Raw genomic sequence first — 25,099 nt, forward strand, 5'->3', positions numbered from 1 at the left:
TTTCTGCTTTTTGTCGTCATTTCCGTTTTTTTATTGTGTGTGCGAACACACTCTTGGGCATTATATAACGGATATATGGAAAAGCATCCTACAAATAAAGCTCAAAGGATGCTTATTTCCAATAATATCCGCAATTATTTTAGTCCTGTTATGTTAAATTTACTATTTAACCTGTTTAAAACTTCATCAATGCATTTCAAAAAAGTGGCTTCGTCTTTTACAGGTTCTTTATCTAGCTCCCATGTCGGCATAAAGTAGTATTCTAAATACCCGTTGTCAGGCGACAATACTAATACATGGTTTAACTCATCTTCTGTTATTTGTTTGATTTGCTTAGTATGCACGAATACGACCAATCCCTGCATGTCTTTATTCAAACTTTGTTTGCCAAAGGTCGCAATATATGACCATTCGCTTCCTTCTTCTTTTTTTATTGTCAGCTTAGCGTTTTTATCCTTGATGATTCCTGTAGCCAGATTGTCTATGTTTTTATCCACAAACAGCTCCATGTGGGATGCGCGGCTACCGGCATCAATAGAGATAAGAGATGTAAGGTTACATTTGGTTCCGTTTGCGTCCCATCCATAATATATGGTTTTAACCTGAGAGCGAATCTTTCCGTCCATCGGGATTAAGCAGGTAGTACTGTCTTTTTTATCAACCCGGACAGCTTTGCTCCCGTTCCATACAGCAATGGTGCCGATACCCAGTCCGGCTCCTACTTTCATATTATCCATTCCCCATGCAGCCATATTATGGTAGTTGCTAAATCCGTCTATACCTACACCCGGAAGAACGATTTCGGATGTTTTTTTTGCAAATACATCAATTGCATTGCGGTTATCGAGATAAAAGCGAAAGGCAACTTTATCACTTTCCCAACCCGGGCCTTCGTACTTGATATAATATGAGTGATCGGTAAAACTACCGGGTAGAGTTATATTGTTCGGCTTTACCCAAGAGTGTTCGCCTATATATTCGCGCCCAACAAATTGACCGCCTATCTTATGAGATAATTCGGCATAGGTCCGTTTGGGATATGCTTCGGCATGGCCGCTCTTGATCGTTATTTTCAGTTCTTTATTAGCGTCTATCTTGTCGATAGGTAGTATAGCGAAAGTTTTATTGTATATATTGCTGCTGATCTCTACAGGAACCACTTTGCCTTCGTATTCGGCTATATAGTTACCGAAGGGAAGAGCCAGATTTTCTACCGGAATTTCGAGAGTGTAGTCTGTTACTGTCGTCGAAGAGTTGTTTTTCAGACGGATTTCTTTACTGGTATTCTGACCTGAAAGGCTTACTGATGCTACAGAGAGGAATAAGCCTGCAAAAACAATTTTTTTCAGAAATAAAGCTGATGTGTTCATGATGATAAGGTTCCGATAAGTAAAGCCAATTTTATTGTTTGACTCTTCTGGTTTATACTATATACAGACAAATATAAATAAAAAGAAACTACAATAAGAGGGGTTATTTTGACTTTGGCTAATTCTTCCCCGTATTTGTACGATATTACATTATTTTTTAGACTCAGGTTCTCTGTGCTGGTTTCTGTATTCGCTGGGTGTTGTTCCGAATATTTTCTTGAAACATTGGGTGAAATATTTTGTGTCGGAAATACCTATCATGAAAGAAATCTCTTTTATCGTATATTCATTGTTGTTAGTAATAAGTTTAGCAGCATGTTTTATTTTAATATTGCGCACAAATTCGATGGGCGAATATCCTGTCAAACTTTTAAGCTTCTTGAAGAATACGGTACGGCTCATGGCCATAGCCGATACCAGATCCTCAATAAGGAAATCGCTGTTGTCGATATTTGACTCTATAATTTCCTCTACTTTTTGCAGGAACAGGTTATCATGTCCTGTAATTTGTTGTTCTTCCTGATCAATGGCTTGTTCATCGGATGGCGTTAATTCGGGAGCTACGATGGTGCTGCCGGATTGTAATGTGTAGGTGTCGAATAGCCGTTTTCTTTGCTGTACAATATTATTGATACGGGCACGGAGATATTTGACACTGAAAGGTTTTGTGATATAATCGTCGGCTCCGAAATCGAGTCCGCTAAGCCTGCTTTCCATGTCTGTTTTTGCAGTCAGCAGAATGAATGGAATATGGCTGGTTTCACAGTTGTTACGTATTTCCTGTAAGAATTGTACACCATCCATTTCGGGCATCATCAGGTCACTGAGTATAAAATCGGGGATGTTGGTTACTGCAAGTTCGTACCCCTCTTTTCCATTGGAGGCTTCTAATACATCGTAGTAGGGTAAGAGTATTGTAGAAATAAAATGGCGAAGGTCGTCATCGTCTTCTACAACCAGAATAACAGCTTTCTGTTCTTCTTTGTCAATTGAAGTTTCTTCTGTTTCCGGGGTTTCTGTTTGATCTCCAGTGATGTTATCTTTCTTTTCAGTTGGTATGGGCTGAACGGTTTCGGTTAGATGAACTATGTTAACGCTGTCATCGAAATGCTCCACGCCTAAGGGGAAGAGTACGGTGAACGAAGACCCTTCATTAGGGGTGCTTTCCACTTGTATTTTAGCATAATGCCTGTCTGCTACTTCTTTTACGATAGATAAACCGATGCCTGTGCTGGGCTTACTCTTATCCGGATTGAATGATGCAAACCGTGTGAAAAGCTTGTTTAGCACATCTTTGGTCATGCCTTTGCCTTGGTCAGTAACCTGTAAGGCGATGTATTTATCTTTTTTGAAGATATTTACTTCTATGGTACGTCCGGACGGGGTATATTTGAATGAATTAGATAAAAGGTTGAATGTGAGTTTCTCTACACTGTCCCTGTCTATCCATATCTTTTCACCTTCACTCTGGTCATTCACCTTTAAATCTATATTTTGTCCTTCAGCTGTTTTAGTAAAACTCTGACAAATATCGGAAATATAGCTGCCTATAGGTGTTGCCTGTATGGATAACTGATGCTTCTGTATTTTTCTGAAATCGAGTATCTGATTGACCATACGAAGCATACGGTTAGCATTTTTCAATACTAACTGAAGTTGGGATCTGGTTTCCTGTGGGGTTTTCTCGTCTTCGAGTATATTCTCTACAGGAGATACAATCATTGTCAGTGGAGTTCGTATCTCGTGTGAAATATCTGTAAAGAAACGGGTCTTCATTTCAGTCTGTTCATGCTCCAGTATAACCCTGTCTCTCAATCTGTAGAATGTGAAAATCGTTCTAAGGATAGAGTATAAGATCGCGATGAATATAATTAGGTATAGCAGATATGCCCATCCTGTTTGCCAAAAAGATGGAACTATTTCTATCAGTAGTGTATGCTCGTTATCCATCCAGATACCATCGCTGTTGGTCGATTTGACATGAAAGATATATTTTCCGGGTGATAGATTCGAATAGTTAGCTATCCGTTGATCTTTCGTAATGATCCAGTCTTCGTCGAGCCCATCAAGTTTGTATGAATAACTGATTCTTTTCGGGTCGATATAGTCGAGCGCTGCAAACTCTATACTGATGAAATTTTGTTTGTGGCTTAGACGTAAATGATCTAAATCGTCGATATTCTCTTTCAGAGGTGAATCATCCCCGACCTTAACTACTTTATTCGATATTAGTAATTTTGTCAGTGCTACATAGGGAACAAAGGTGTTTCGCTCCAGTCTTTCGGGGTCAATTGAAATCAGGCCTTTTGAATATCCGAAATATATTATTCCCGATCGGGTTGTAATTCTGGAGCCTTCCGAAAAGTTTTGTCCTTTTATTAATCTGCTTACTTCACTGTATGTCTCGCACGATTGGGTTTTAGGATTGTATCGTGTGAGGTTACCTTCGGATGCTATCCACAGGTTTTTCTGGCTGTCCTCTACTATGGTTAGTACAACGTCTGAGGCAAGGCCGTTTTCGGTGGTTAATGATATAAACTGTGTGGGTAAATTATTTTCGTCGACCTCGCTTATTTTATTTACACCACCACCAAAGGTTGCCAGATAGGTCTCTCCGTCTTTGGTGGTACATATATCATATATATCATTATTTGTGATACTCGTGTTTGTACCCGGAACAAGTGTAAATAGTTTGTATGCTATATCCTGATGGGCTTTGAATTCGGGCGAAAACATGATCAGTCCCAATGTGGTACCTATACATATGTTTCCGTATTTATCGGACGATATTATCCTGATTTTTGCTCCTTGCTGTATCGGATAACCTGTGAGGCTGTTGTTTTTGTTGTAAAACTTTCCGGGCTGGTTTTCTTCTGCAAGGTTAAGTCCACCTCCGTATGTTCCTATCCAGATTCGGTTTTTAGAATCCTGATGTATACTGTATATGCTGTTGTCACTCAGGCTATGTGGATCTGACGGATTGTGCTTGTAATGTTCTACATTGTAAGATTTAGGGTCTGAAGTAGGACTGAGCTTATATATTCCGTCACCTTTGGTTCCTATCCAGATATTTTTCTTGTTGTCTTCGATAATGGAATATCCGGTACCTTCCAGTGGTGCGCCTTCTCCGATTTTGCCATTGAATGTTATATATCCTATCAAATTCAGATCTGTATCATAAAGGTACATTTTTCCTCCTTTGGTAGATACCCAGAGCCGTTGTTGCGAATCTTCGAAAATAGACCTGACATCATTGTTTATGGTAGAGTGTATGTCCGAATCTATGATTGTCGATTTAAAAACACTATTGTTAAATATGATCTTTTCGAGTCCATGAGACCGGGTGCTTAACCAGAGGTTACCCTGACGATCCGAAAATCCGACATGCAACATATTCGAAAATCTCCATGAGGGGGATGAAGGCTCGTTATAAAAAGGGATGAGTTGGTCGTTGACCGGATCATAATACCCAAATCCTCCTCCCCGAAGGTGTACATATAGCCTGTCTTGTTTGTCTTCGAATATAAAAAAGTTAGGAGGAAAAACATTTGATATTGCACTCTCTATCTTCATACTGAAGTGCTTCATTTGTCCGGTAAGGATATTATATTTCGAGACTCCAAGTATATCCATTTCTATCCAAACGTTTTTATCTTTATCTATATAGGTCGATATGATAGAGTCACTCTTTAGGTTAGGTGTGTTGAATTTATTGTGCACAGAGATACTGTCGGTCTTTTTATTATATATGCCGAATCCGTTTTTAGCACTTACCATTAGTATGCGCTCATTGTCTATTTTCTTTATCTCTTTGATGAAAGACCCTATTCCGGTATCGAAATAAATAAAGCTGCCATTGTTATTATTGTATCTCCATATCTTTCCATCGGTACTCCCGAACCATATTTCATCATCAATTTGCTGGGCAGAATAAAAAGGGGATGCCTGTTGTCCTTGGGCTGATTTTGGATTTGTGAAAAAGGATTTTATTTTACTTCCTTCTGCCGGTAATAGGTATAAACCGTTATCGGTAAGTATCCAAGTCTGTAGATTGCTGTCTTCGTATATTTTGTGAATTTTGTTGCTTTGTATTTTCTTGTTTTCGATATTGTAGAATTCAACTTTGAATGTTGAGTCGATAATCGATACACAGCCCATTTTATCAGATAGTAACCATACTTTACCGGATGGTGTAGGAGTAATAGTCGTTGCCGTAAAGGTAAGATCCTGATAATCGGGCAAAGATCTTAATCCCATAAAACGATTGGTCTTCGGGTCGAACCGGTGTGCTTCGCTATCATACGATAATGTCCAAATATATCCGTATTTGTCTTCGTACATATGATCGATACGGTTGCTGAGCATATGGTACGAGTCTCCATCCTGTATCTTATAGGTAGTGAAATTATAACCGTCGAATTTACACAGTCCATTCCATGTCGAAAACCACATGAAGCCTTTCTTGTCCTGCAATATTCCCATGACAGTATGCTGAGGTAGCCCGTCTTCAGTCCCATAATGTTCAAAGAAACATTTGGGTTGGCCAAATATTCCCGAGAAAATGAAAGTAAAGTATATTATAAGGTAGTAGCGTGCAGATGTCATTTCATGGATTTGATAGATTGAGTACAAATATAATTTAGTCATAGCAGAATTCCGAGTAAAAAATACAAAAGTCTCTATAAAAGAGGCTTTTTAATATTTGAAAAGGGGGATAAATTGGTAAAAACTAAAGATTCTGATTATATGCGTGTGTGTAGGTAAGGTGTTGATATGTAAATGAATATCTTGAAACGGAAAAGGGGGCTTTTTGTTTATTATCTGAAGATAATTACCGCTATGTGTATTTTTTTCCATGTTATAAGGTATATCCTTTCAGTGGATAGAGACAATTTCTCACCCCCATATGGTCAAAAATACCCCTGCTTAAGTTGTGTATAAATATTAATATTGCATGACAGAATCTAAATCCACACTAAAATTAACTATAAACACATTTTCGCTATGGAAAAATCTAATCAGAAATTACCGTCTATAGAGTAGAGTTTATATCCAATTATTAGCTGCTTAAATAAAGATGTTGGTGCGAACAACCACTAACCTTATAGATGCTTTATAGAAGCAGGTCCGTTAACTTGAAATTTATTTACAACGATGAAAATATTAAAAAGCATTTCCGTTTTATGTATGGGGTTTTTGCTATTGGCATGTCAGGCTAATAAGCAGGAAGAGTATAAATATGAATATCTGTACAAAGATTTACCATTTGAAATGCCGAGGGTGCAAGCTCCGGTTTTTCCAAATAATAAGTTGTCTCTGTCAGATGTAGGAGGAGTGCCTGATGGAGAGACTCTTAATACAGAGGCCTTTGCTAAAGGTATGTCGGAGTTATCGGCCAAAGGCGGAGGAACTCTCGTGGTGCCTGAAGGTATCTGGTATACCGGTCCGATTACTTTTCAGTCGAATATCAATCTGCATCTGGAGAAGGGGGCGTTGATTCTCTTTTCGGATGATTTTGATTTATATCCGTTAATATCCACTAGTTTTGAAGGATTGGAAACCAAGCGTTGCCAGTCACCTATCTCAGGTCGTAATCTGGAGAATATTGCAATAACGGGACAAGGATCGATCAACGGTTCAGGAGGTTCGTGGCGTCCGGTGAAGAAAGGAAAAGTTACAGAAGAACAGTGGAAAGCTTTACTTGCTTCGGGTGGTGTCGTCGAAGGCGGTTATTACTGGTTCCCTACAGAAGGTGCTCACAAAGGTTTCCTTATGTCGGACATGAATGTGCCGACCGGAGACTTGACAGAAGAGCAATGGAACGAGATAAAGCTTTTTTTACGTCCGGTAATGGTTAGTTTTGTAGAATGTAAGAATGTGCTCTTACAGGATGTTTTGTTCGAAAACTCTCCTAGCTGGAATATACATCCGCTGATGTGCGAAAATGTTATACTGGATAATCTCATTATACGAAATCCGTCTTATGCCCAGAATGGAGATGGTTTGGATCTCGAATCATGTAAAAATTCTATTATAGTAGATTGTACGTTCGATGTCGGAGACGATGGTATCTGTATAAAATCGGGTAAAGATGAGGACGGACGCAAAAGAGGACTTCCTACCGAAAATGTGATTGTTGATAATTGTAAGGTTTTCAAAGCGCACGGAGGTTTTGTTGTTGGTAGCGAAATGTCGGGTGGTGTAAAAAATATCTCTGTAACCAACTGCCAGTTTTTGGGAACAGATGTCGGATTGAGATTTAAAAGCAGAAGAGGACGCGGCGGTGTTGTCGAAAATATTTATGTGTCTGATATTCAGATGTTCAATATTGCAACAGAGTCTTTCTTATTCGATTTATATTATGGAGGAAAGTCTGCCTTAGAATCTTTAGTTGATGGGGATGAAACTCCTGTATCAGAAGTAATTCCTTCTGTGGATGAAACTACTCCTGTTTTCAGGAAGATATACGTGAAAAACCTGACATCCCGAAATGCACGTCGTGCTATGTTCTTTAATGGTTTGCCTGAAATGAATATAAGCGACATACATGTCGAGAATGTAACGATCTCGTCTCAAATAGGTGCGGAACTGGTAGAATCAAAAGATATTTCATTCAAGAATGTAAAGATCGTTCCGGCTGAAGGTCCGGCTTTGATTCTGAAAAATGTACAGAATATGAATGTTGAAGGGTTTACTTTTCCTGAGACATTGAAAGAAGTAGTGAATATAAGCGGAGAAAAATCGCAGAATATTAATCTTCCTGCTTCAGTAAAAGAAGATCTTGTGCAAAATTCTTCTAAATCAAAATAATATGAAAATACGATTGTTACCGATATTGATGTTTGTTCTGGCTTCTGTATTTCCCATAGAGGCCGGAAACAAATATTATCAGCAGATGAGTGATTCGGAAATGAAGAGAAATCCCGAATCATGGATGCTTGATTTTTCAAAGACTCCGAAATGGAACTATTGCCATGGTTTGATGCTACAGGCAATATTGCAGACATGGAATGTTACACATGATCAAAAGTATTTCGATTATGCGTATAGTTTTGCCGATCTGATGGTCGCTCCCGACGGGCAAATCAAAACATACAAACCGGAAGAGTATAATATCGACCGGGTGAACTCGGGTAAAATGTTATTCCCGATTTATGCTAAAACGAAAGAAGAGCGCTTCAAACTCGCTTTGGATTTGATGCGTAATCAGATGAAAACCCATCCACGTACGGCAGATGGAAGCTTTTGGCATAAGAAAATATATCCGCATCAGGTATGGCTTGACGGTTTGTATATGGCCGGGCCATTTTTAGCGGAATATGGTAAAACGTTTAATGAACCGGGATTATATGACGAGGTTGTTCTGCAAATAGTGGATGCTCATAAATATCTGTATGATGCCAAGACCGGATTATATTATCATGGATGGGACGAAAGCCGTCAGCAGAAATGGGCTGATCCGGTAACGGGGCTTTCTCCGAATTTCTGGTCGAGAAGTATCGGTTGGTATATGATGTCAATCGTAGATGCTTTGGACTTTATTCCAGAGGATCATCCTAAACGCCCTGAGTTGATCGGGATATTGAAGGATATAAGTGCTGCTGTAGAAAAATTCAGGGAGCCTAAGACCGGAATGTGGTATCAGGTAACTAATCTGGGCACACGCGAAGGTAATTACCTCGAATCAAGCGGATCTGTCATGTTTATTTATACATGGGTTAAGGGTGCGCAAAGAGGGTACCTCGACAAATCGTATTTGAAGAAAGGGCAGAAAGCATATTCTCAATATCTTAAGCGATTTGTAAAAAAAGAATCGGATGGAACTATCTCTATAACCGACGGATGTAGTGTTGCCGGTTTAGGAGGTGAAAAAGTGTACCGCGACGGAAGTTTCGAGTACTATATTTCGGAACCGGTGCGGGATAATGATCCTAAAGCAGTGGGACCGTTTATTATGCTGAGTATATTATTGGATAAGTAAATGTGATATTACCAATTACCCGAAAAAAAATAGAACGATGAAAACTAAATGTATAATGTTTCTGTGTTGCTTGCTGGTATCCGGCGTGTTTTCGGTAGACGCTCAAACTTTAGCCTTTCCCGGAGCCGAAGGTGGCGGGATGTACACCACCGGAGGACGAGGTGGTAAAGTTTATTATGTGACATCACTGGAGGATACTCTGGTTGGTGATAAAGAACTGAGAGAGGGAACTCTGCGTTGGTGCTTAGACAGGTCTGGCCCTAAAACTATATTATTTAAGGTCGCAGGAATTATACATTTAAAATCGAGATTGAATGTTTCGGAAAATACAACTATTGCCGGACAAAGTGCTCCGGGTGACGGTATTTGTATTGCTGATAATAATGTAAAGATAACCGGAGATAATGTGATTATCCGTTTCATGCGTTTTCGTATGGGGGATCTGACCGGTCTCGAAGATGATGCTATATCCGGTTACCGTAACAAGAATATAATAATAGACCATTGCTCTATGAGCTGGAGTACCGATGAGTGCGCGTCTTTCTATGATAATGAGAACTTTACTCTGCAATGGTCTATTATTTCCGAAAGTCTTAGAACTTCGGTGCACCGTAAGGGCAACCATGGGTATGGTGGAATATGGGGCGGACATATGGCCTCATTCCACCATAACCTTTTGGCGCACCACGATAGCCGTAACCCCCGGATGTGTGGTTCGCGTTATTCGAACCGTCCTGACCTCGAGCTGGTCGATTTCAGGAATAATGCGATTTATAATTGGGGAAGTAATAGCGGATATGCCGGTGAGGGCGGACGCTATAATTTTATTAATAATTATTATAAACCAACTGAATCGTCTTCAAACAAAAACCGGATATTTTCGCCAAACGCGGATGATGGCACCAATAAGCAACCGAAAGGAATATGGGGGCAATTTTTCCTGAAAGGAAATGTGATGGAAGGAAATCAAAAAACAACAAAAGATAATAGTCTCGGGCTTCAACCAAACCCATCTTCGAAGAATGTAGCAGAGTTGCTGGTTGCTTCCGAATTTAAAGTTGTTCCGATAAAAACTGATAAGGCGGAAGATGCTTTCGATAAAATTTTATCATCTGCCGGAGCAAGCTTGAAACGCGATAATACAGACTTACGTGTTGTCAATGAGACCCGGAATGGATTAACTCCGGTGAGAGCTTCCCGGAATACGACTACCCGTCCCGGAATGATTGACAGTCAGTCGGATGTTGGCGGATGGGATGTATACGGATTTGCAGAATCGGAAGTTGTTAAAGATTCGGATAATAATGGTATACCTGATGGTTGGTTGGAGAAGAATTATCCGGGCAAGCTGTCTACTGATCTTGATCCGTCCGGATACACTTACCTGGAAGTTTACCTGAATAGTTTAGTTGCGGATATTATTAAGTGACTGTAAATATTTAATGATAAATTTGAGAATCATAGCAGATTGTCATTGTTTTCTAGCCAAATAAACAAATAGGTCTGAGACCTTAAATAACCGATATATAACCATGAGAAAATTTATTTATTTATTTTGCCTTTTGCTCTGCTCCATATCTATATGGGCCGTTGAGAATGATGACAGGACGATAGTCGTAGACCGCAATGGCACAGGGCATTTCCGTAACATACAGCAGGCAATAGATTCGGTCAGGGCTTTTGATCCGAAAGGAGAGATGACCATCTATATAAAAAAAGGAGTGTATAAGGAAAAATTAGTGCTGCATACACATCTTACAAATGTAAAGCTGGTAGGCGAAGACCGTGATAAAACGATAATAAATTACGACGATCATGCTAATGTAAATAAGATGGGTACATTTAGATCTTATTCGTTCAAAATCAGTGGAAATGATATAACCGTAGAGAATTTGACTATCGAAAACTCTGCTGCCCCTATGGGACAGGCTGTAGCACTTTTTGTTGAAGGGGACCGGGTGGTTTTCAGAAACTGCCGTTTTTTAGGGAATCAGGATACGATATACACAGGCCGTGAGGCTATGCGCCAGTATTTCGAGAATTGTTATATCGAGGGAACTACCGATTTTATTTTCGGTCCGTCGACTGCTTGGTTCGAGAATTGCCGGATTTATTGTAAGTCCAATTCGTATATAACAGCAGCCAGTACTCCCGAAAATATCAAATACGGTTATATATTCAATAATTGTACCGTTGAATTGGCTCCGGGCGTAGACAAAGAGTATCTTGGACGTCCTTGGAGAGCTTATGCAATGACTTTATTCATGAATTGTTCTTTGCCTAAAGGGATTAAATCCGAAGGATGGGAAAACTGGAGAAATCCAGAGAATGAAAAGACTGCCCGCTACATGGAGTACAACAATAGCGGTGAAGGTGCGGCAACAGCCGGACGGGTAAAATGGGCAAAAATGTTGACCAAACAAGAAGCTGCTGAATATACAATAGAAAATGTATTGAAAGGGTGTGATAACTGGAATCCTTTAGTTAAAAAATAAAGGATGAGTACATGTTACAGTCCGGAATATATATAAAAAAATTAACCTCACATAGAAACGAAATGAAAAAATCTTTTTTATGCTTAGCCTTTCTTCTTTGTTTGACGGGGCTACAAGCTAAAATTTATAATATAAAAGACCTCGGAGCGGATACTACAGGTAAAAATACCTGTACCCAGTTAATAAACGAGAGTATACAGAAAGCTGCTGCCGAAGGTGGCGGTACAATTTATTTTCCGGCAGGGAATTATCTGACTGCTGCCATTCATCTCGAAAGTAATATTACTTTGGATATAGAGTCGGGTGCAGTACTCCGTTTTTCGGATAAGTTCGAAGAATACCTGCCTTTTGTGAAAGTACGGTGGGAAGGTGTATTTATGAATAGTCTTTCGCCTCTTATCTATGCAGATGGTGTCGAAAATATCACCATCAAAGGTCGCGGAGTGATAGATGGCCAAGGGCATGCATGGTGGAAAGAGTCGCGTCAGCTTATCGATGAGATACGGGCAAATGGCAAAACTTCGGGTACTAATAAATTACAACAAATGTGGCTCGATGCGAATAAAGACATAAAAGTATCGCCCTATTATGAGTCGACATTGGAGCGTAAATTTTTCAGGCCTCCGTTTATTCAGTTTCATGAGTCGAAAAATATAGTTATTGAAGGAATAACTATCATTAATTCTCCTTTCTGGACGATTAATCCTATAGGTTGTGATGACATTATTGTACATGGGGTGACAATAAATAATCCGTCGAAAAATCCGAAAGGGCACAATACGGATGGTATTAATCCCGAATCGTGTCGCAATGTCCGTATTTCAGACTGCTTTATCAGTGTCGGTGACGACTGTATAACTATCAAGTCGGGACGTGACGAAGATGGACGCAAATACGGAAGACCATGTGAGAATATTACTATCACCAACTGCATAATGCTTGCCGGACACGGAGGAGTTGTTATCGGAAGTGAAATGTCGGGAGGTGTAAAAAAAGTAGCTATATCCAATTGCGTATTTAATGGAACGGATGCAGGTATTCGTTTGAAATCGTCAAGAGGCCGTGGCGGAGTTGTAGAAGAAATACGCGTCGATAACATTGTGATGAATGATATCCAGAGGAATGCTTTTATATTCGACTTGTTCTATGATAAAGACTCGAAGGAGGAACCTGTTTCGGAACGTACTCCTGCATTCCGTAATATTCATATAAGTAATGTAACGGGTAATGATATAAAGAAAGTGGGATATATAACAGGTATCAAAGAGATGCCTATTTCCGAAATCTCTTTTTCGAATATAAATATGGTAGCCGAAGTTGGTTTCACAGCAAAAACGGCAAAAAATATACAGTTCCATAATGTTGATTTGGCAGTGAAGAAAGGTGCTTCTTTCGCTTTCGATGAATGTACGGATATTGTATTGAATAATGTTCGTTCAAAAGCTCCGTTAGCCGGACAACCTATTGTTGAATTGAATAATGTGACTAACGGATTGATCAATAACTGTTTCCAGATAACACCTGCTGATGTGTTCTGTAAGGAAGTAAACAGTCAGATTATTTGGGGGAATAACTTTCTGGATAATGTGAAGACTGTAAAGATTAACTGATCTCGATAAAATCTAGTAAGATGAGATTATTCAAAATAGTTTGTTTAACAGTATTATCAGTTCTGGTTTTATCTGCTGATTATCTCAATGCCCAAGTGCGTATTCTTACCATCGGTGATTCTACTATGGCAGATTACGATGTGGAAAAACGAAGCGGCGAGAATGAAATGCGTGGCTGGGGGCAGATGTTACCCTTGTTCCTAACAAATGGGGCAGTATCTACTAATGCGGCAAAAAACGGACGAAGCTCCAAATCGTTTTACTATGAGTTTTGGCTCGACTTGAGGGATACGCTAAAACCGGGCGATTATGTTTTTATTCAATTCGGGCATAATGACGAAAAAGCTCAGGGGCTCGATAGTGATCCCGATGATCATAAAGGACGTGGTACTGCTGCGTGGGGACAATATCAGGAATACCTCAAACGATATGTCGATGAGTCTAGAGAAAGAGGTGCTGTACCTGTGTTATTGACTCCGGTTGTACGTTGCTTATTGGACGAAAATGATAATACAAAACTCTCGGGACAAGGAATGCATAGTTTAAGGGAAATCGCGGCGAACGATTCAACAATGAATTATCCGATGGCTATGCGTGCCCTTGCTCGTAATCTGAATGTTCCTTTGGTGGATATGACCTTGCTGACGGAAAAACTTGTTCTGGGATACGGCGCGGAGAAAGCCCGCGAGATTATTTATGCAAAAAATGATAATACTCACCTGAAAGCTAAAGGAGGTATTTTGTTTGCTAGGCTTGCCGTTGAGGATTTGCTGAAACAGGGAATCCTGACAGATTATTTGACAATTCCTTCCGATGATGTTTTATTCAGTTCAAAATTATTCGAAGCAGAGCAAAAGAAAAAACAGGAACAGCGAATTCAGAAAATAGAAGCACTGAAAAAGAAAGGAGCGAAACCTGTTTTTGCGAAATATTCATTCGAATCCGGAACGAAAGAAGTTTCTGATGGATTATCGGTTGTTTCAGCTCTGGAAGGTCTGAGATATGTAACAAAGAAGAGTGGCAAGGATTTGATTACTATAACTGGAGATAAGTGGCCTGCCGGAGATATCGATTTGAATGCTACCCGTTATCTGGAGTTAGCTATCACTCCCGATGCAGGAATGTTGTCTATCGATTCAATCTCATTCCAACTGAAAAGTGTAGGTGGCGATGGCATGTTCTTTACTGCTTTGGGTAGTAGTGATCCGTCATTTGCCAAAACCGAAACATTAGCCTTGATGGAACGGCTGCCTCAGGATAAGGAGACTTCCTTTGGAGCAGCTACCTTTGTTGAGGTACCAAAAGGTAAGACATTCTACTTACGGATATACCCATGGTACGCTGCTGAAATTCAGAATAAATATTTATCTGTACCATTAATTTCTATTTCAGGATTAACTATTATTGAATAACAGAAATGAAAAAGTATAAGATTTTATTGTGGCTTCTGCCTGTTTTGCTAGTGTTGGTTTCGGCAAAAGAAAGGCCTGTACATATATTTATGGCCGGTGATTCTACTATGGCCTTGAAGCCTTTATCCAAAATGGTATTGGATAGTATTACCGGAGACAGTATTGCTGAACCTTTTCCTGAGAGGGGATGGGGACAGTTGCTTCCTGAATTTTTCGATAACAATGTAGAAGTGGTCGATTATGCCCAAAATGGACGTAGTAGCCGTACTTTTATAGAGCAAGGCTGGTGGCAAAAAATTCTGGATGAAATGCAGGCCGGTGATTATGTGGTAATACAGTTCGGACACAACGATTCGGCTGCCGACCGTCCCGACCGTTATACACCGCCCGAAGAGTATGTGAAGAACTTTTCGATGTTTGTCGATCAGGTGAAAGAACGGGGAGGCAATCCGGTTATATGCACTTCGGTGGTAAGGCGCCGTTTTGATAAAAACGGAAATTTTCTGGATTCTCATGGCGAATATGTCGAACTGGCGAGGAAGGTTGCTAGGGATAAGGGAGTGCCTATGATAGATATGTATGAAAAAAGTAAAAGCCTGATGATCGGTCTTGGCGAAAGCAAATCGACCGCCCTGTTCCTGCATGTGAAATCCGGAACCAATCGCAATTTTCCGGGGGGAAGGATTGATAACACTCATTTTGTGGAAGAAGGTGCGAGAACAATGGCCGGACTTTTTGTTGAAGGCTTGAAAGAAAATAATATAAGTAGTTTAACTAAAAATCTAAAATAATGAACTTGTTGAAAATAGGAATTGCCGGGTTGTTGCTGAGCTTATCGCTGACACCGTCTTTCGCCCAGGACGCTGTATCTCAGACATGGGTTGCTGACTTGGGTAACGGGATGTATAAAAACCCGATTCTTTATGCGGACTATTCTGACCCTGATGCTTGCCGGGTTGGAGATGATTATTACATGACAGCATCTAGTTTTAACTGTATTCCGGGGTTGCCGATTCTTCATTCGAAGGACTTGGTAAACTGGACAATTATAGGATATGCAATAGACCGGATGCCCGAGAATGCTCTGTTCGGAACCGGAGTAAATCATGGTGGTAACGTCTGGGCTCCTGCTATACGTTATCATAATGGTGAATTTTATATTTATTACGGAGATCCGGATCTGGGTATTTTTATGACCAAAACAAAAGATCCCGCCGGAACATGGGAGCCGCTTGTGTTGGTCAAAGAGGGAAAAGGGCTGATTGATTCCTGTCCTCTTTTTGATGATGACGGCAATGTTTATCTCGCTCATGGTTATGCCGGTAGTCGTGCGGGAATTAAAAGCTTGTTAGCTGTTACCCGCTTAACCCCCGATGGTAAAAAAGCAGTAGGTGAGTCCCGTATTATATATGACGGGCATGATATAGATCCAACTATCGAAGGCCCTAAGTTTTATAAAAGGAACGGATATTATTATATTTTCGCTCCTGCCGGAGGGGTTGCCACCGGTTGGCAAGTGGCAATGAGGTCTAAATCTGTTTTTGGCCCGTATGAACGTAAGATAGTAATGGCACAAGGAAAATCTCCGATTAATGGCCCTCACCAGGGTGCTTGGGTAGACACTTCTACCGGCGAAGACTGGTTTATCCACTTTCAGGATGTTGGAGCAATAGGGCGTATTACCCATTTACAACCAATGGTCTGGAAAAACGATTGGCCGGTAATAGGTATCGACGAGGATGGAGACGGATCGGGCGATCCCGTATTAACTTATAAGAAACCGAATGTAGGTAAAACATATCCGATAGCTACTCCTGCCGAAAGTGATGAGTTTTCTGCCGGAACATTAGGCTTACAATGGCAATGGCATGCTAACCCTCAGTCGTGGTGGTATTTTGCCGATTCAACTAAAGGGCTGTTGAGTTTATATTCAGTACCTGTTGTAGACGGATATAAGAGTTTGTGGGATGCTCCTAACCTTTTATTACAAAAAGCTCCGGCACCCGAGTTTACAACGACAATGAAATTAACGCTTGTTCCGGATAACCGATTCTTTGGAGAGAAAACCGGCTTGGTTGTAATGGGTTTGGATTATGGAGTGCTTACATTTGAAAATACAGAGAATGGGTTTGTTCTATCCCAAGCGGAATGTATAAAGGCGGAAAAAGGAACTACTGAAAAAGTGAATGCTTCGGTAACACTAAAAAATCCAACGGTATATTTGAGGGTGAAAATATCAGAAGGAGCCGTTTGTACATTTTCGTATAGCGAAGACGGGAAGAAATTTACTACATTGGGCAATACATTCCAGGCTAAAGAAGGTAAGTGGATTGGAGCTAAGGTAGGAACATTCTGTAACCGTCCGATAGGCGGAAATGATGGAGGACGTGTTGATATCGACTGGTTCAGACTGACCAAGTAAATAAATTGGGTCTGAGACCTTAAATATTCGAGATATATGAAAATTATTCTGTCTTCCATTATATTCTTTTTCAGTATAAGTTTATTTGCTCAGGAGAATAAGGTAGTTGTGCCCCGTGATACGAGTTTTGCTCTTTATACTACTTATATAAAAGAGTCTAAAAAGAGACCCTATATTAAGATGGTAAAACCCGACTTGCCAAAAGGTGTCGAAGCATTTGAAAATGTGGAATATTCTTTTCCGTACGAGGGTAGGGCATTGGTCGTAAATGTGTACCGACCAAAGGATAAGAAAAAATATCCCGCACTATTAATGGTGCACGGAGGAGGATGGAATTCGGGGAACCTTACCTTACAGATTCCTATGGCGCAGGCTATAGCATCGAAAGGATATGTTGCAATACCTGTAGAATACCGGTTGTCCCCCGAAGCCGGTTATCCGTCCGGTGTGTATGACCTGAAAACCGCTGTCAGATGGATGAAAGCCAATGCTGATAAGTATGGAATAGATACTACTCGCATAGCTATATCCGGTTGTTCCGCAGGAGGACAATTGGCCGGACTGATAGGAGCGACGAATGGACAACCTCAATTCGAAGATCGTAAAGAATATGCGAATCATTCGAGTACGGTACAGGCTGTAATTAATATAGACGGTATTTCGGATTTTACGGTTGAAGAAGCCTTGGAAGATGTACGTGCAACTATAGCTAAAGGAAAGGTTTCTGCATCAGTTAAGTGGTTCGGAGGAACTATCGAAGAAAAACCAGATGACTGGAAAGCCGCATCTTCTGTATTCTGGGTGACACCGCAATCGGCCCCGGTTTGTTTTATTAATAGTTCTATAGACCGTTTCCATCAGGGTCGTGACGAGATTATCGAAAAACTGAGTGCTTACAATATTTATACGGAAGTACATTCTATACCCGATACACCGCACCCGTTTTGGTTATTCGAACCGTGGTTCGATACTACTGTCGGGTATATGACCGCTTATCTTGATAAGATGTTTAAGTAATTTCATTTCTTCCGGATCTGAGGTGATTCAGAACCGCTTTGATATCCATATAAGTACATTCCTTGGGCAATAACTCTTTTAGAGCCGAAAGGGATGTACTTGTATTTTGTTTCTGTATGACGGGTATCATATAGCTGAGCTTCGATTCGGGAATAAGTTGTTCAACAGCTATTTCGCCTGAAAGGATAAAATCAGCCAAATGATTTTCTATAGTAGTTGTAGACAGGTTTCGCTCGGTGGCAATCTGCTTGATATTCATTCCTTCGTTGAATAAAGACAGTGTGATTTTTTTACTGTCTCCCTTCTGAGGCTTGGATTTCTTTTCGGGCTCAATGCTTTCAGTGATCTGAGGTGTGATTCTTCTTAAAGTAAGATCTGTTGTCAACTGAATATCTCCGTACGAAATATGTTCTAATTTTTCGAGTAGCTTTAAAAGTGTTGCGTGTATCTCCGAAACTTTCTTGACATACGCTTTTACTTTCGATTTTTTAGTATAAGCTGCCAGATGTTCTTCTATAGGGACTATTATTTTTGTCTGGATATCATTGTGAAAATACAGAATGGCCTTTTGTACCCGCTCTTCCAGTCTTGTTATATCGGGTTTAGGGACGGATAATATTACCCGGAGTTCCTTCTGAAAGTTTCTGGCTATTTCATCCTGTTTTTTAACATCGACATAGAGGCGGGAAATCATTCCTAAAACTTCTTCCTGATCGGGGATCTTTTTTTCTGAAGCTATTTCGTTAAATGACTGGATCGACCGGATGTACGGAGTCCAATCGAAATAACGAAGTAATTGCTCTGCACAGAAACGAGGTTTTTCCTGCTCCAATATCTCTTGCAGGGTATTTACCGGCTGCTCTTTCTTGGAGAATTCTATGGCATAAGGATCGGTGCTGATACTATGCTGAGTAAGGCGCGAATACAAAACAATGCCTCCTAATGATGTACAACGGCTGAGCGCTACATATACTTGCCCGGCAGCAAAAGCCTGCCCTGCGTCTATGATTACATGGTCGAAGGTCAATCCCTGGCTTTTGTGTATAGTAATAGCCCAAGCCAGACGGATAGGATATTGGGTGAACGACCCTAGTTCTTCTTCCTCTATTTCTCCTGAATCTTCATTGAGTCTGTATCGGACGTTTCGCCATGATTCTTTATCTACCTCCAAGAGGTCTCCGTTTTCGAAACGGACTATGATAGATTCTTCCTTCAGGCTTTCGATAATGCCAATTTTTCCATTATAATAACGGCGTGACTCTCCAGCATCGTTTTTAATGAACATGATCTGTGCTCCTGCTTTCAGAGTCAGGTCGTTATCGGTAGGTAAAGCATTCTCCGAAAAGTCGCCCCTGATTTGCCCTTTGAATGTGAACTCTTTGCTTTGCAGGCGCGATAGTTCTGCTTTATTTATCTGGTCAGCTTTGTAGTTGTGGGTACAAAGTGTTACATATTGGCTATCCTTAGGCGGTACAAATTGTGGATTGTAGTGGCTGTTTAGTAATTCCAGATCAGCCGTAGTTGTACGGTTATTACGGATACGGTTAAGTATTTCGACAAATTGCGGGTCATTTTGCCTGTATATTGTTTTCAGTTCCAGATAGAGTAATGGATATTCTGCCAGTACTTGTGCATGGAAAAAGAAAGGAGACTGATAAAACGATTTCAGTATTTCCCATTCAGTATTCTGAACTACGGGCGGTAATTGGAACATATCGCCAATCAGCAGCAATTGTACACCTCCGAACGGATGAGTGTTATTTCTGTACCTTCGGAGCATGTAATCAACGGCATCCAGCATATCGGCACGCAGCATACTAACTTCGTCGATAACGAGGAGTTCCAGTTCGCGCAGCATTTCAATCTTCGAACGACGCAGTTTGAAGTGGTAGTCCAGCTTCTTTTTTCCTTCGAAATTGGGTGTGAACGGTTCGAAAGGAAGCTGAAGCAATGAATGTAAGGTTACCCCTCCGGCATTGATCGCAGCGACTCCCGTAGGGGCAGCTACAATTATATTTTTATTGCAATGGCTCCTGATATAATGGAGAAAGGTTGTCTTACCTGTTCCTGCCTTCCCGGTCAGATATACCGATTGCGATGTATGGCAAACGATATCTGATGCCAGCTTGAATGTATCGCTGATTGTAATATTCATATTTATAGCTTAGACATGAATTTTTCTTTGTCCACTATAAAACGGACATGTGTACCTTCGCCAATAATTCCTGTATTATCTTTGGCGGAAACTGAGAATGTTAGTTTACGCCGGTCTATTTCGGTAAGTACAGCGGTTGCAACGATGGTACTACCGGTTCCTGAAGGTTTGATATGCGTGGTATTCATTTCTGAACCCACAGTTGTCGAACCTTCCGGCAGGTATGCGGCAACTGCTTTCATTGCAGCATTTTCCATCAGGGCAATCATCGCCGGAGTGGCAAATACTGCGAGGTCACCCGACCCTAAGGCAGATGCGATATTGTTATTGTCAACTATTGTTTCGCTACTGAATGATAAACCTTCTTTAAGCATAGTTTTATTATTAGGCGTGTAAGGTCGCAGACCTTTTTATTGTTTTTTGTAAGTAAAATAGCAATGATCAGTTATATTTCGAAAATGTGTTGGTAAATACTTCCTGCTATTTTTTATCCAAAAATACGAAATATTGGTGGATATACAGAATCCGGAAATTATTAAGTGAAGTTTGCTTTCTGAGATATTTGTTTTATTTATAAATGATTGGATATGTTGATTGATTTTGTTTGTTTCTGTTTCTCAGATAATTATTATTTCCGGAAATATCTATATTCTGTATTTCTACGGTTTACTAAACTTAGTCTTCAAATGTTTTGTTAATAGGGTATTAGCATGAATGTTTAGAAGAGACTTGAATAGTTATTATTTTATATAATAAAAGAATTAATATTGATCACATTTATATTGTCCGAGAAGTAAATACATTGAGTAAAAAAGATCGCATTCAGATCATGAGAAAAGTAATACCTTTAATAAGTCTTTTATCCTGAGAGATATAAATATATGAGAGAGTTTTTTTTGAAAATAGACGGACAGTCTAATTCCCCCGAAAATTTATTAATAAATCAATTAGCCGAGACCGATGATTCGTTTACGGTATTTAATATGGAGACAGGCTCCGAGGTTTCGTTAGGAAATCCCGGAGAGAATATAATTGTGTTTTTGCTTAAAGGACGGATTGAGATAAGAACGGCAGATGGTTCTCCCATGACCTTGGCAGGAGGCCGTATGTATTCGATGTCGAGCGACTACACTCCGTATATGGGAAAAGTATTGTTCCCTTCTGTTTATATTGTCTTAAAAGCCGATTCGCTGCTTCCCTATTTTGAGAAGTCGACAATTTTGAAAATCAAAAACAGAAAAGATTTAAGCGGTCAGGAATTAGGAGCTCTGGATATTCAGAAAATGTTGAGGTTTTTTTTAGCTAGTGTTGTATTCTTGAAGAATAATGAATTACGGTCTAATTTATTGTTTAACCTAAAACGCCAGGAACTTATCTTCATTGCGAAAAGAGTATATGACCAGTCCGAATTGATTCGTTTTTTTATTCCGGCACTTGCTCTTGTAAGCGAATTCCGGCTGGAGGTATTGTCCAAATATACAAACTCGATAACAGTAAAGGAGCTTGCCGAAGATTGTTTTATGACTCCAAAGACTTTCACGAAGTATTTCAAAGAGGAATTTGGGGATACTCCTCATAAATGGATTATTGAACGTAAGATTAATAGCCTGAATAATTTTATATTTTACCAGAAAGCATCTATTAATGATATTCTGAAGGAGTTTGGTTTTGCTTCTTTAGGTGAATTGAATAAGTTTTGTGTAAGGTATCAGTTACGGAATATTCTATTAATAACCAAGAGTGCTTCTAAACTGTAGGAGAAAAAAGAGAACTTTTTTGCTAAAAATTGAGTATTTCTACACTTTCGTTACAATTATTTGTGCTTTTTTTATATTATTTCCCTTTTTTTCTGTTTTTTCTCCCTTTTTTTCCTCTTTTGGAGATGGTGCTGTTCTATCTTTGTAAGCGTAAATAAACAACGACAAATTTAGATTTACTTACTTTATTTGATTGATTATTAAGTTGTTGTTTTGGGTTTTTTGAAATGTTGCTTATGCATATTAACAGTTGGTATTTGAGAAGTGTAAGAAACGGTTATCAGAAAAAGTGATTTTTTAAAGACCTTATTTATGAAAAAGAGTGTGTTGTAAAAAAGTAGAAAAAATTAAACAAAAATTTATCAATGAAAACCAAATTTTTAACTGCCGTATTGGCGATTGTAGGATTATTCGGTGTTGTTACAGTAGCAAATGCACAAACTACAGGATCTGTAACATTGAATATCAAATTAAATCCTATTCAAACATTGGTTGTAAATTCAAAACAAACTACAGTAAACTTAGATTACAAAACTAAAAGTGATTATGCAAATGGTGTTAGTGTTGATCAGGCAGACCACCTGACAGTATACAGCACAGGAGGATTTCAGGTAAAAGTAAAAGCAGCGGGTTCGCAGCTGACCGGAAAGGCAAACAATATCGATGCAAGCGACGTTATATTGACTGCTTCTAATGGTACAAGCGCACTATCTAACAGTGCATCTTTCAGCTCGGCTCACTTATCGGCTCAGGATCAGGTAATAGTGTCAAGTACTAAAGGAGGCGTAGATAAGACTATTAATGTAAACTATGCAGCTAAAGGAGATAATAATAAATATCTGGATTATTATCAGAATACCGAAAACCCAACAGTGTTTACTACTACTTTGACCTATACTATCGTAGCTCAATAAGTTTTTCGGAAAATCAAAAGAGATAAGTATCTGATCTCCTGCTCAAAAAGAAGAGTCTTATAGTGAATGCTATATACTCTTCTTTGTTATATAAAAAGATTGTATGACGAAAACATTTTTCCCGGCGATTCTTTTTTTTATCGCATTCTTAACCGGTTCTCCTCTGACCGGATTGGCACAAACCGGAATTTCGGTATCTCCTCCCCGTGTTTATTTCGAAGCGGATCCCGGACAAACTACTACAGAACAGGTTGTGGTTACCAATGTCAGTGCCAAAACTGTATTGGAGCTGGCTGTGACCTTGGCCGATTGGCAGTACGATGAGTTTGGTCAGAATATGATCTATCAGGCTGATACTCTTTCTAACTCTTGTGCGAGTTGGGTAAATCTGAATGGCAATTCGTATCTGTCGCTAAAACCCGGCGAAAGTAAAACGCTCGATATCAGTATTACTGCTCCGGAAGGTCTCACTGCCGATGTACCTGTCCATACGGCGATGTTGTATGTAACACAAATGAATCCGGTGGATGATATTGACGAACATGGTGCTAATATAAAAGTGAGTGTCCGTTCGGGGATTAAGCTTTTTCAGAGAACAAGCGTGCTCCGCGAAAAGAAAATAGAAATAGTAAACCTGACTTACAATAAGGATGTGAAACATATGTTGCTAATGTTTAATAACGACGGTAATGTATGGACAGATGGAAACATTTCGGTGGATCTTTTCAATAAAACTACAGGTAAGGAAACCCAACTCGAAAATATTGTATTCTACTCGATGCCGGGGGATAAACGTAATTTGATTATCCAAATGCCCGGAAAGCTGGAAAAGGGAAATTATACGGCAACTATTCTGATCGATTATGGAGATGATAACAATATGGAAGCAGCCGAACTCGCATTTGCTTATGAATAAGAACCGGATATCGTTTTTACTATCGGTGATCTGTTTTGCTTTGACTCAGGTTACGAATGCTCAACTGGCATTTTCGGGCTGGAGTAATAACTATACCAGTATAAATTCGTTTCAGGGAAAAACTGTCACCGATGCGATGGCTGTGAGATTTACATATAGCGGCACAAACCTGAATGAATCTAACTGGAAAGTTTCGGTAAGTGTGCAGAATGCGATTATGTCAACAGACGGCTCTGCCCAATTTCCGGCCGATAAGATTGTTTTTATACCTCTGAATACTTCGGGGCAGGCTCAACCCAAGGCTATACCTACCGTTCAGGAAATAGGTATGCCGGCCTCAGTTCCATTGAGCGGCGGAAGTGAGGTTTATCTGGTACCGAGATCCAATGCGCCCCTATACAATGTATCTTCGTATAACTCGTATTATGATTTGCAATTACACTATAATCTGCAAATAATGCCCGGCGCTTATTTAAAAGATTTACAGGGTGGGTATACTCAAAAAACTTACATTCTGGCTTTAACCTTCAGGGCTTATGGCGACAATAATAAGATGTTGGGCAGTTATCAGCAAACTTATCAGATAGATGTATTTAACCTTATCGATACATATACGGAGGACAATCTCTATTCGATCGTGATTTCGGGACAGGCTCAAAATGGATTTCTGGAGTTAAAGACTCTGGCTGATTATGCAAATGGTGCAAAGGCTGTTTATTCGAATGGATTGATAGTATCTTCAAACATGGGTTATCAGGTGTCAGTCCGTTCTGTAGCTTCTCAGTTTACTTCATCCAACGGAAGTACTTTACCGTTGAATTCGGTTAAGATGCAGCTGGTGCCTACCGGCTCGAATACGGCTTCGACCGGAACAATAGATCTATCGAATGTCGCACAGATAATTTCCGTAGGGTCATCAACAAATAAAACGCCGGCATATTATGATATTCAGTATTGGACAAAACCATCCGATCAGCAATTGATCGAAGCTGACATGGCGGAATATAGCACTACATTGTTGTATGAAATTACGCCTAAATAAGAGGCTTT

The 25,099-nt window shown here is 39.8% G+C and carries 17 protein-coding genes; 13 read left to right on the forward strand and 4 right to left on the reverse strand.

What is annotated here, in order from left to right:
• Positions 1-134 precede the first annotated feature (134 nt).
• Together BUC12_RS15525 and BUC12_RS15530 are read right to left on the reverse strand one after the other, a co-directional pair.
• Positions 135-1,370, reverse strand: coding sequence for a DUF4861 family protein (locus BUC12_RS15525; protein ID WP_062181685.1), 1,236 nt, complete (start codon positions 1,368-1,370; stop codon positions 135-137).
• A 150-nt stretch (positions 1,371-1,520) separates the two neighbouring features.
• The gene (locus BUC12_RS15530) at positions 1,521-6,017 is read right to left on the reverse strand and encodes a hybrid sensor histidine kinase/response regulator transcription factor (RefSeq protein ID WP_070808604.1); all 4,497 of its coding nucleotides are present in this window, start codon (positions 6,015-6,017) and stop codon (positions 1,521-1,523) included.
• Between the two features lie 507 nt (positions 6,018-6,524).
• Here BUC12_RS15530 and BUC12_RS15535 point away from each other — a divergent pair.
• From BUC12_RS15535 to BUC12_RS15575, 9 genes are all read left to right on the forward strand, one after another.
• Complete coding sequence (locus BUC12_RS15535) at positions 6,525-8,180, forward strand: glycoside hydrolase family 28 protein (RefSeq protein WP_062181689.1); 1,656 nt, start codon at positions 6,525-6,527, stop codon at positions 8,178-8,180.
• Between the two features lies 1 nt (position 8,181).
• Positions 8,182-9,351, forward strand: a complete 1,170-nt coding sequence (locus tag BUC12_RS15540; protein WP_062181691.1) for a glycoside hydrolase family 88/105 protein — start codon at positions 8,182-8,184, stop codon at positions 9,349-9,351.
• 37 nt (positions 9,352-9,388) lie between these two features.
• Positions 9,389-10,780: a pectate lyase family protein gene (locus tag BUC12_RS15545; protein ID WP_236689400.1), complete on the forward strand. Its 1,392-nt coding sequence runs from the start codon at positions 9,389-9,391 to the stop codon at positions 10,778-10,780.
• 103 nt (positions 10,781-10,883) lie between these two features.
• On the forward strand, positions 10,884-11,846 hold the full coding sequence (locus tag BUC12_RS15550) for a pectinesterase family protein (protein ID WP_062181693.1): 963 nt from the start codon (positions 10,884-10,886) through the stop codon (positions 11,844-11,846).
• A 62-nt stretch (positions 11,847-11,908) separates the two neighbouring features.
• Entirely contained in the window at positions 11,909-13,456 is a 1,548-nt protein-coding gene (locus tag BUC12_RS15555; protein ID WP_062181911.1) for a glycoside hydrolase family 28 protein, read from the forward strand.
• A gap of 20 nt (positions 13,457-13,476) precedes the next feature.
• A complete protein-coding gene (locus BUC12_RS15560; protein WP_062181695.1) occupies positions 13,477-14,868 on the forward strand; it encodes a rhamnogalacturonan acetylesterase in 1,392 nt (463 codons plus the stop codon).
• Between the two features lie 5 nt (positions 14,869-14,873).
• Entirely contained in the window at positions 14,874-15,659 is a 786-nt protein-coding gene (locus BUC12_RS15565; protein ID WP_062181698.1) for a rhamnogalacturonan acetylesterase, read from the forward strand.
• Complete coding sequence (locus BUC12_RS15570; protein WP_062181701.1) at positions 15,659-17,290, forward strand: glycoside hydrolase family 43 protein; 1,632 nt, start codon at positions 15,659-15,661, stop codon at positions 17,288-17,290. Before BUC12_RS15565 ends, BUC12_RS15570 begins: the two co-directional genes overlap by 1 nt.
• A 36-nt stretch (positions 17,291-17,326) precedes the next feature.
• Positions 17,327-18,307: an alpha/beta hydrolase gene (locus BUC12_RS15575; protein ID WP_062181704.1), complete on the forward strand. Its 981-nt coding sequence runs from the start codon at positions 17,327-17,329 to the stop codon at positions 18,305-18,307.
• Here BUC12_RS15575 and BUC12_RS15580 read toward each other — a convergent pair.
• Both BUC12_RS15580 and BUC12_RS15585 read right to left on the reverse strand, forming a co-directional pair.
• On the reverse strand, positions 18,300-20,462 hold the full coding sequence (locus BUC12_RS15580; RefSeq protein ID WP_062181708.1) for a helix-turn-helix domain-containing protein: 2,163 nt from the start codon (positions 20,460-20,462) through the stop codon (positions 18,300-18,302). The two genes, BUC12_RS15575 and BUC12_RS15580, sit on opposite strands and share 8 nt — an antisense overlap.
• 2 nt (positions 20,463-20,464) lie before the next feature.
• A complete protein-coding gene (locus BUC12_RS15585) occupies positions 20,465-20,836 on the reverse strand; it encodes a thioesterase family protein (RefSeq protein ID WP_062181711.1) in 372 nt (123 codons plus the stop codon).
• A 507-nt stretch (positions 20,837-21,343) separates the two neighbouring features.
• Here BUC12_RS15585 and BUC12_RS15590 point away from each other — a divergent pair.
• From BUC12_RS15590 to BUC12_RS15605, 4 genes are all read left to right on the forward strand, one after another.
• Positions 21,344-22,219 (forward strand): helix-turn-helix domain-containing protein, encoded by an 876-nt coding sequence (locus BUC12_RS15590; protein WP_062181714.1) that lies wholly within the window; start codon positions 21,344-21,346, stop codon positions 22,217-22,219.
• 365 nt (positions 22,220-22,584) lie between these two features.
• Complete coding sequence (locus tag BUC12_RS15595; RefSeq protein WP_062181717.1) at positions 22,585-23,133, forward strand: hypothetical protein; 549 nt, start codon at positions 22,585-22,587, stop codon at positions 23,131-23,133.
• A gap of 103 nt (positions 23,134-23,236) precedes the next feature.
• Complete coding sequence (locus BUC12_RS15600; protein WP_062181721.1) at positions 23,237-24,049, forward strand: fimbrial biogenesis chaperone; 813 nt, start codon at positions 23,237-23,239, stop codon at positions 24,047-24,049.
• Entirely contained in the window at positions 24,042-25,091 is a 1,050-nt protein-coding gene (locus tag BUC12_RS15605) for a hypothetical protein (protein ID WP_062181724.1), read from the forward strand. The genes BUC12_RS15600 and BUC12_RS15605 overlap by 8 nt, the downstream gene beginning before the upstream one ends.
• Positions 25,092-25,099 lie beyond the last annotated feature (8 nt).

Source organism: Indolivaga macrotermitis (genome assembly GCF_900128985.1).
Lineage (GTDB): Bacteria > Bacteroidota > Bacteroidia > Bacteroidales > Dysgonomonadaceae > Dysgonomonas_A > Dysgonomonas_A macrotermitis.

What these genes read in the sequence shown, in the direction of transcription:
- BUC12_RS15525 (WP_062181685.1), bottom strand. Translation starts at nt 1,370, where the DNA reads ATGAACACATCAGCTTTATTTCTGAAAAAAATTGTTTTTGCAGGCTTA.
- BUC12_RS15530 (WP_070808604.1), bottom strand. Translation starts at nt 6,017, where the DNA reads ATGACTAAATTATATTTGTACTCAATCTATCAAATCCATGAAATGACA.
- BUC12_RS15535 (WP_062181689.1), top strand. Translation starts at nt 6,525, where the DNA reads ATGAAAATATTAAAAAGCATTTCCGTTTTATGTATGGGGTTTTTGCTA.
- BUC12_RS15540 (WP_062181691.1), top strand. Translation starts at nt 8,182, where the DNA reads ATGAAAATACGATTGTTACCGATATTGATGTTTGTTCTGGCTTCTGTA.
- BUC12_RS15545 (WP_236689400.1), top strand. Translation starts at nt 9,389, where the DNA reads ATGAAAACTAAATGTATAATGTTTCTGTGTTGCTTGCTGGTATCCGGC.
- BUC12_RS15550 (WP_062181693.1), top strand. Translation starts at nt 10,884, where the DNA reads ATGAGAAAATTTATTTATTTATTTTGCCTTTTGCTCTGCTCCATATCT.
- BUC12_RS15555 (WP_062181911.1), top strand. Translation starts at nt 11,909, where the DNA reads ATGAAAAAATCTTTTTTATGCTTAGCCTTTCTTCTTTGTTTGACGGGG.
- BUC12_RS15560 (WP_062181695.1), top strand. Translation starts at nt 13,477, where the DNA reads ATGAGATTATTCAAAATAGTTTGTTTAACAGTATTATCAGTTCTGGTT.
- BUC12_RS15565 (WP_062181698.1), top strand. Translation starts at nt 14,874, where the DNA reads ATGAAAAAGTATAAGATTTTATTGTGGCTTCTGCCTGTTTTGCTAGTG.
- BUC12_RS15570 (WP_062181701.1), top strand. Translation starts at nt 15,659, where the DNA reads ATGAACTTGTTGAAAATAGGAATTGCCGGGTTGTTGCTGAGCTTATCG.
- BUC12_RS15575 (WP_062181704.1), top strand. Translation starts at nt 17,327, where the DNA reads ATGAAAATTATTCTGTCTTCCATTATATTCTTTTTCAGTATAAGTTTA.
- BUC12_RS15580 (WP_062181708.1), bottom strand. Translation starts at nt 20,462, where the DNA reads ATGAATATTACAATCAGCGATACATTCAAGCTGGCATCAGATATCGTT.
- BUC12_RS15585 (WP_062181711.1), bottom strand. Translation starts at nt 20,836, where the DNA reads ATGCTTAAAGAAGGTTTATCATTCAGTAGCGAAACAATAGTTGACAAT.
- BUC12_RS15590 (WP_062181714.1), top strand. Translation starts at nt 21,344, where the DNA reads ATGAGAGAGTTTTTTTTGAAAATAGACGGACAGTCTAATTCCCCCGAA.
- BUC12_RS15595 (WP_062181717.1), top strand. Translation starts at nt 22,585, where the DNA reads ATGAAAACCAAATTTTTAACTGCCGTATTGGCGATTGTAGGATTATTC.
- BUC12_RS15600 (WP_062181721.1), top strand. Translation starts at nt 23,237, where the DNA reads ATGACGAAAACATTTTTCCCGGCGATTCTTTTTTTTATCGCATTCTTA.
- BUC12_RS15605 (WP_062181724.1), top strand. Translation starts at nt 24,042, where the DNA reads ATGAATAAGAACCGGATATCGTTTTTACTATCGGTGATCTGTTTTGCT.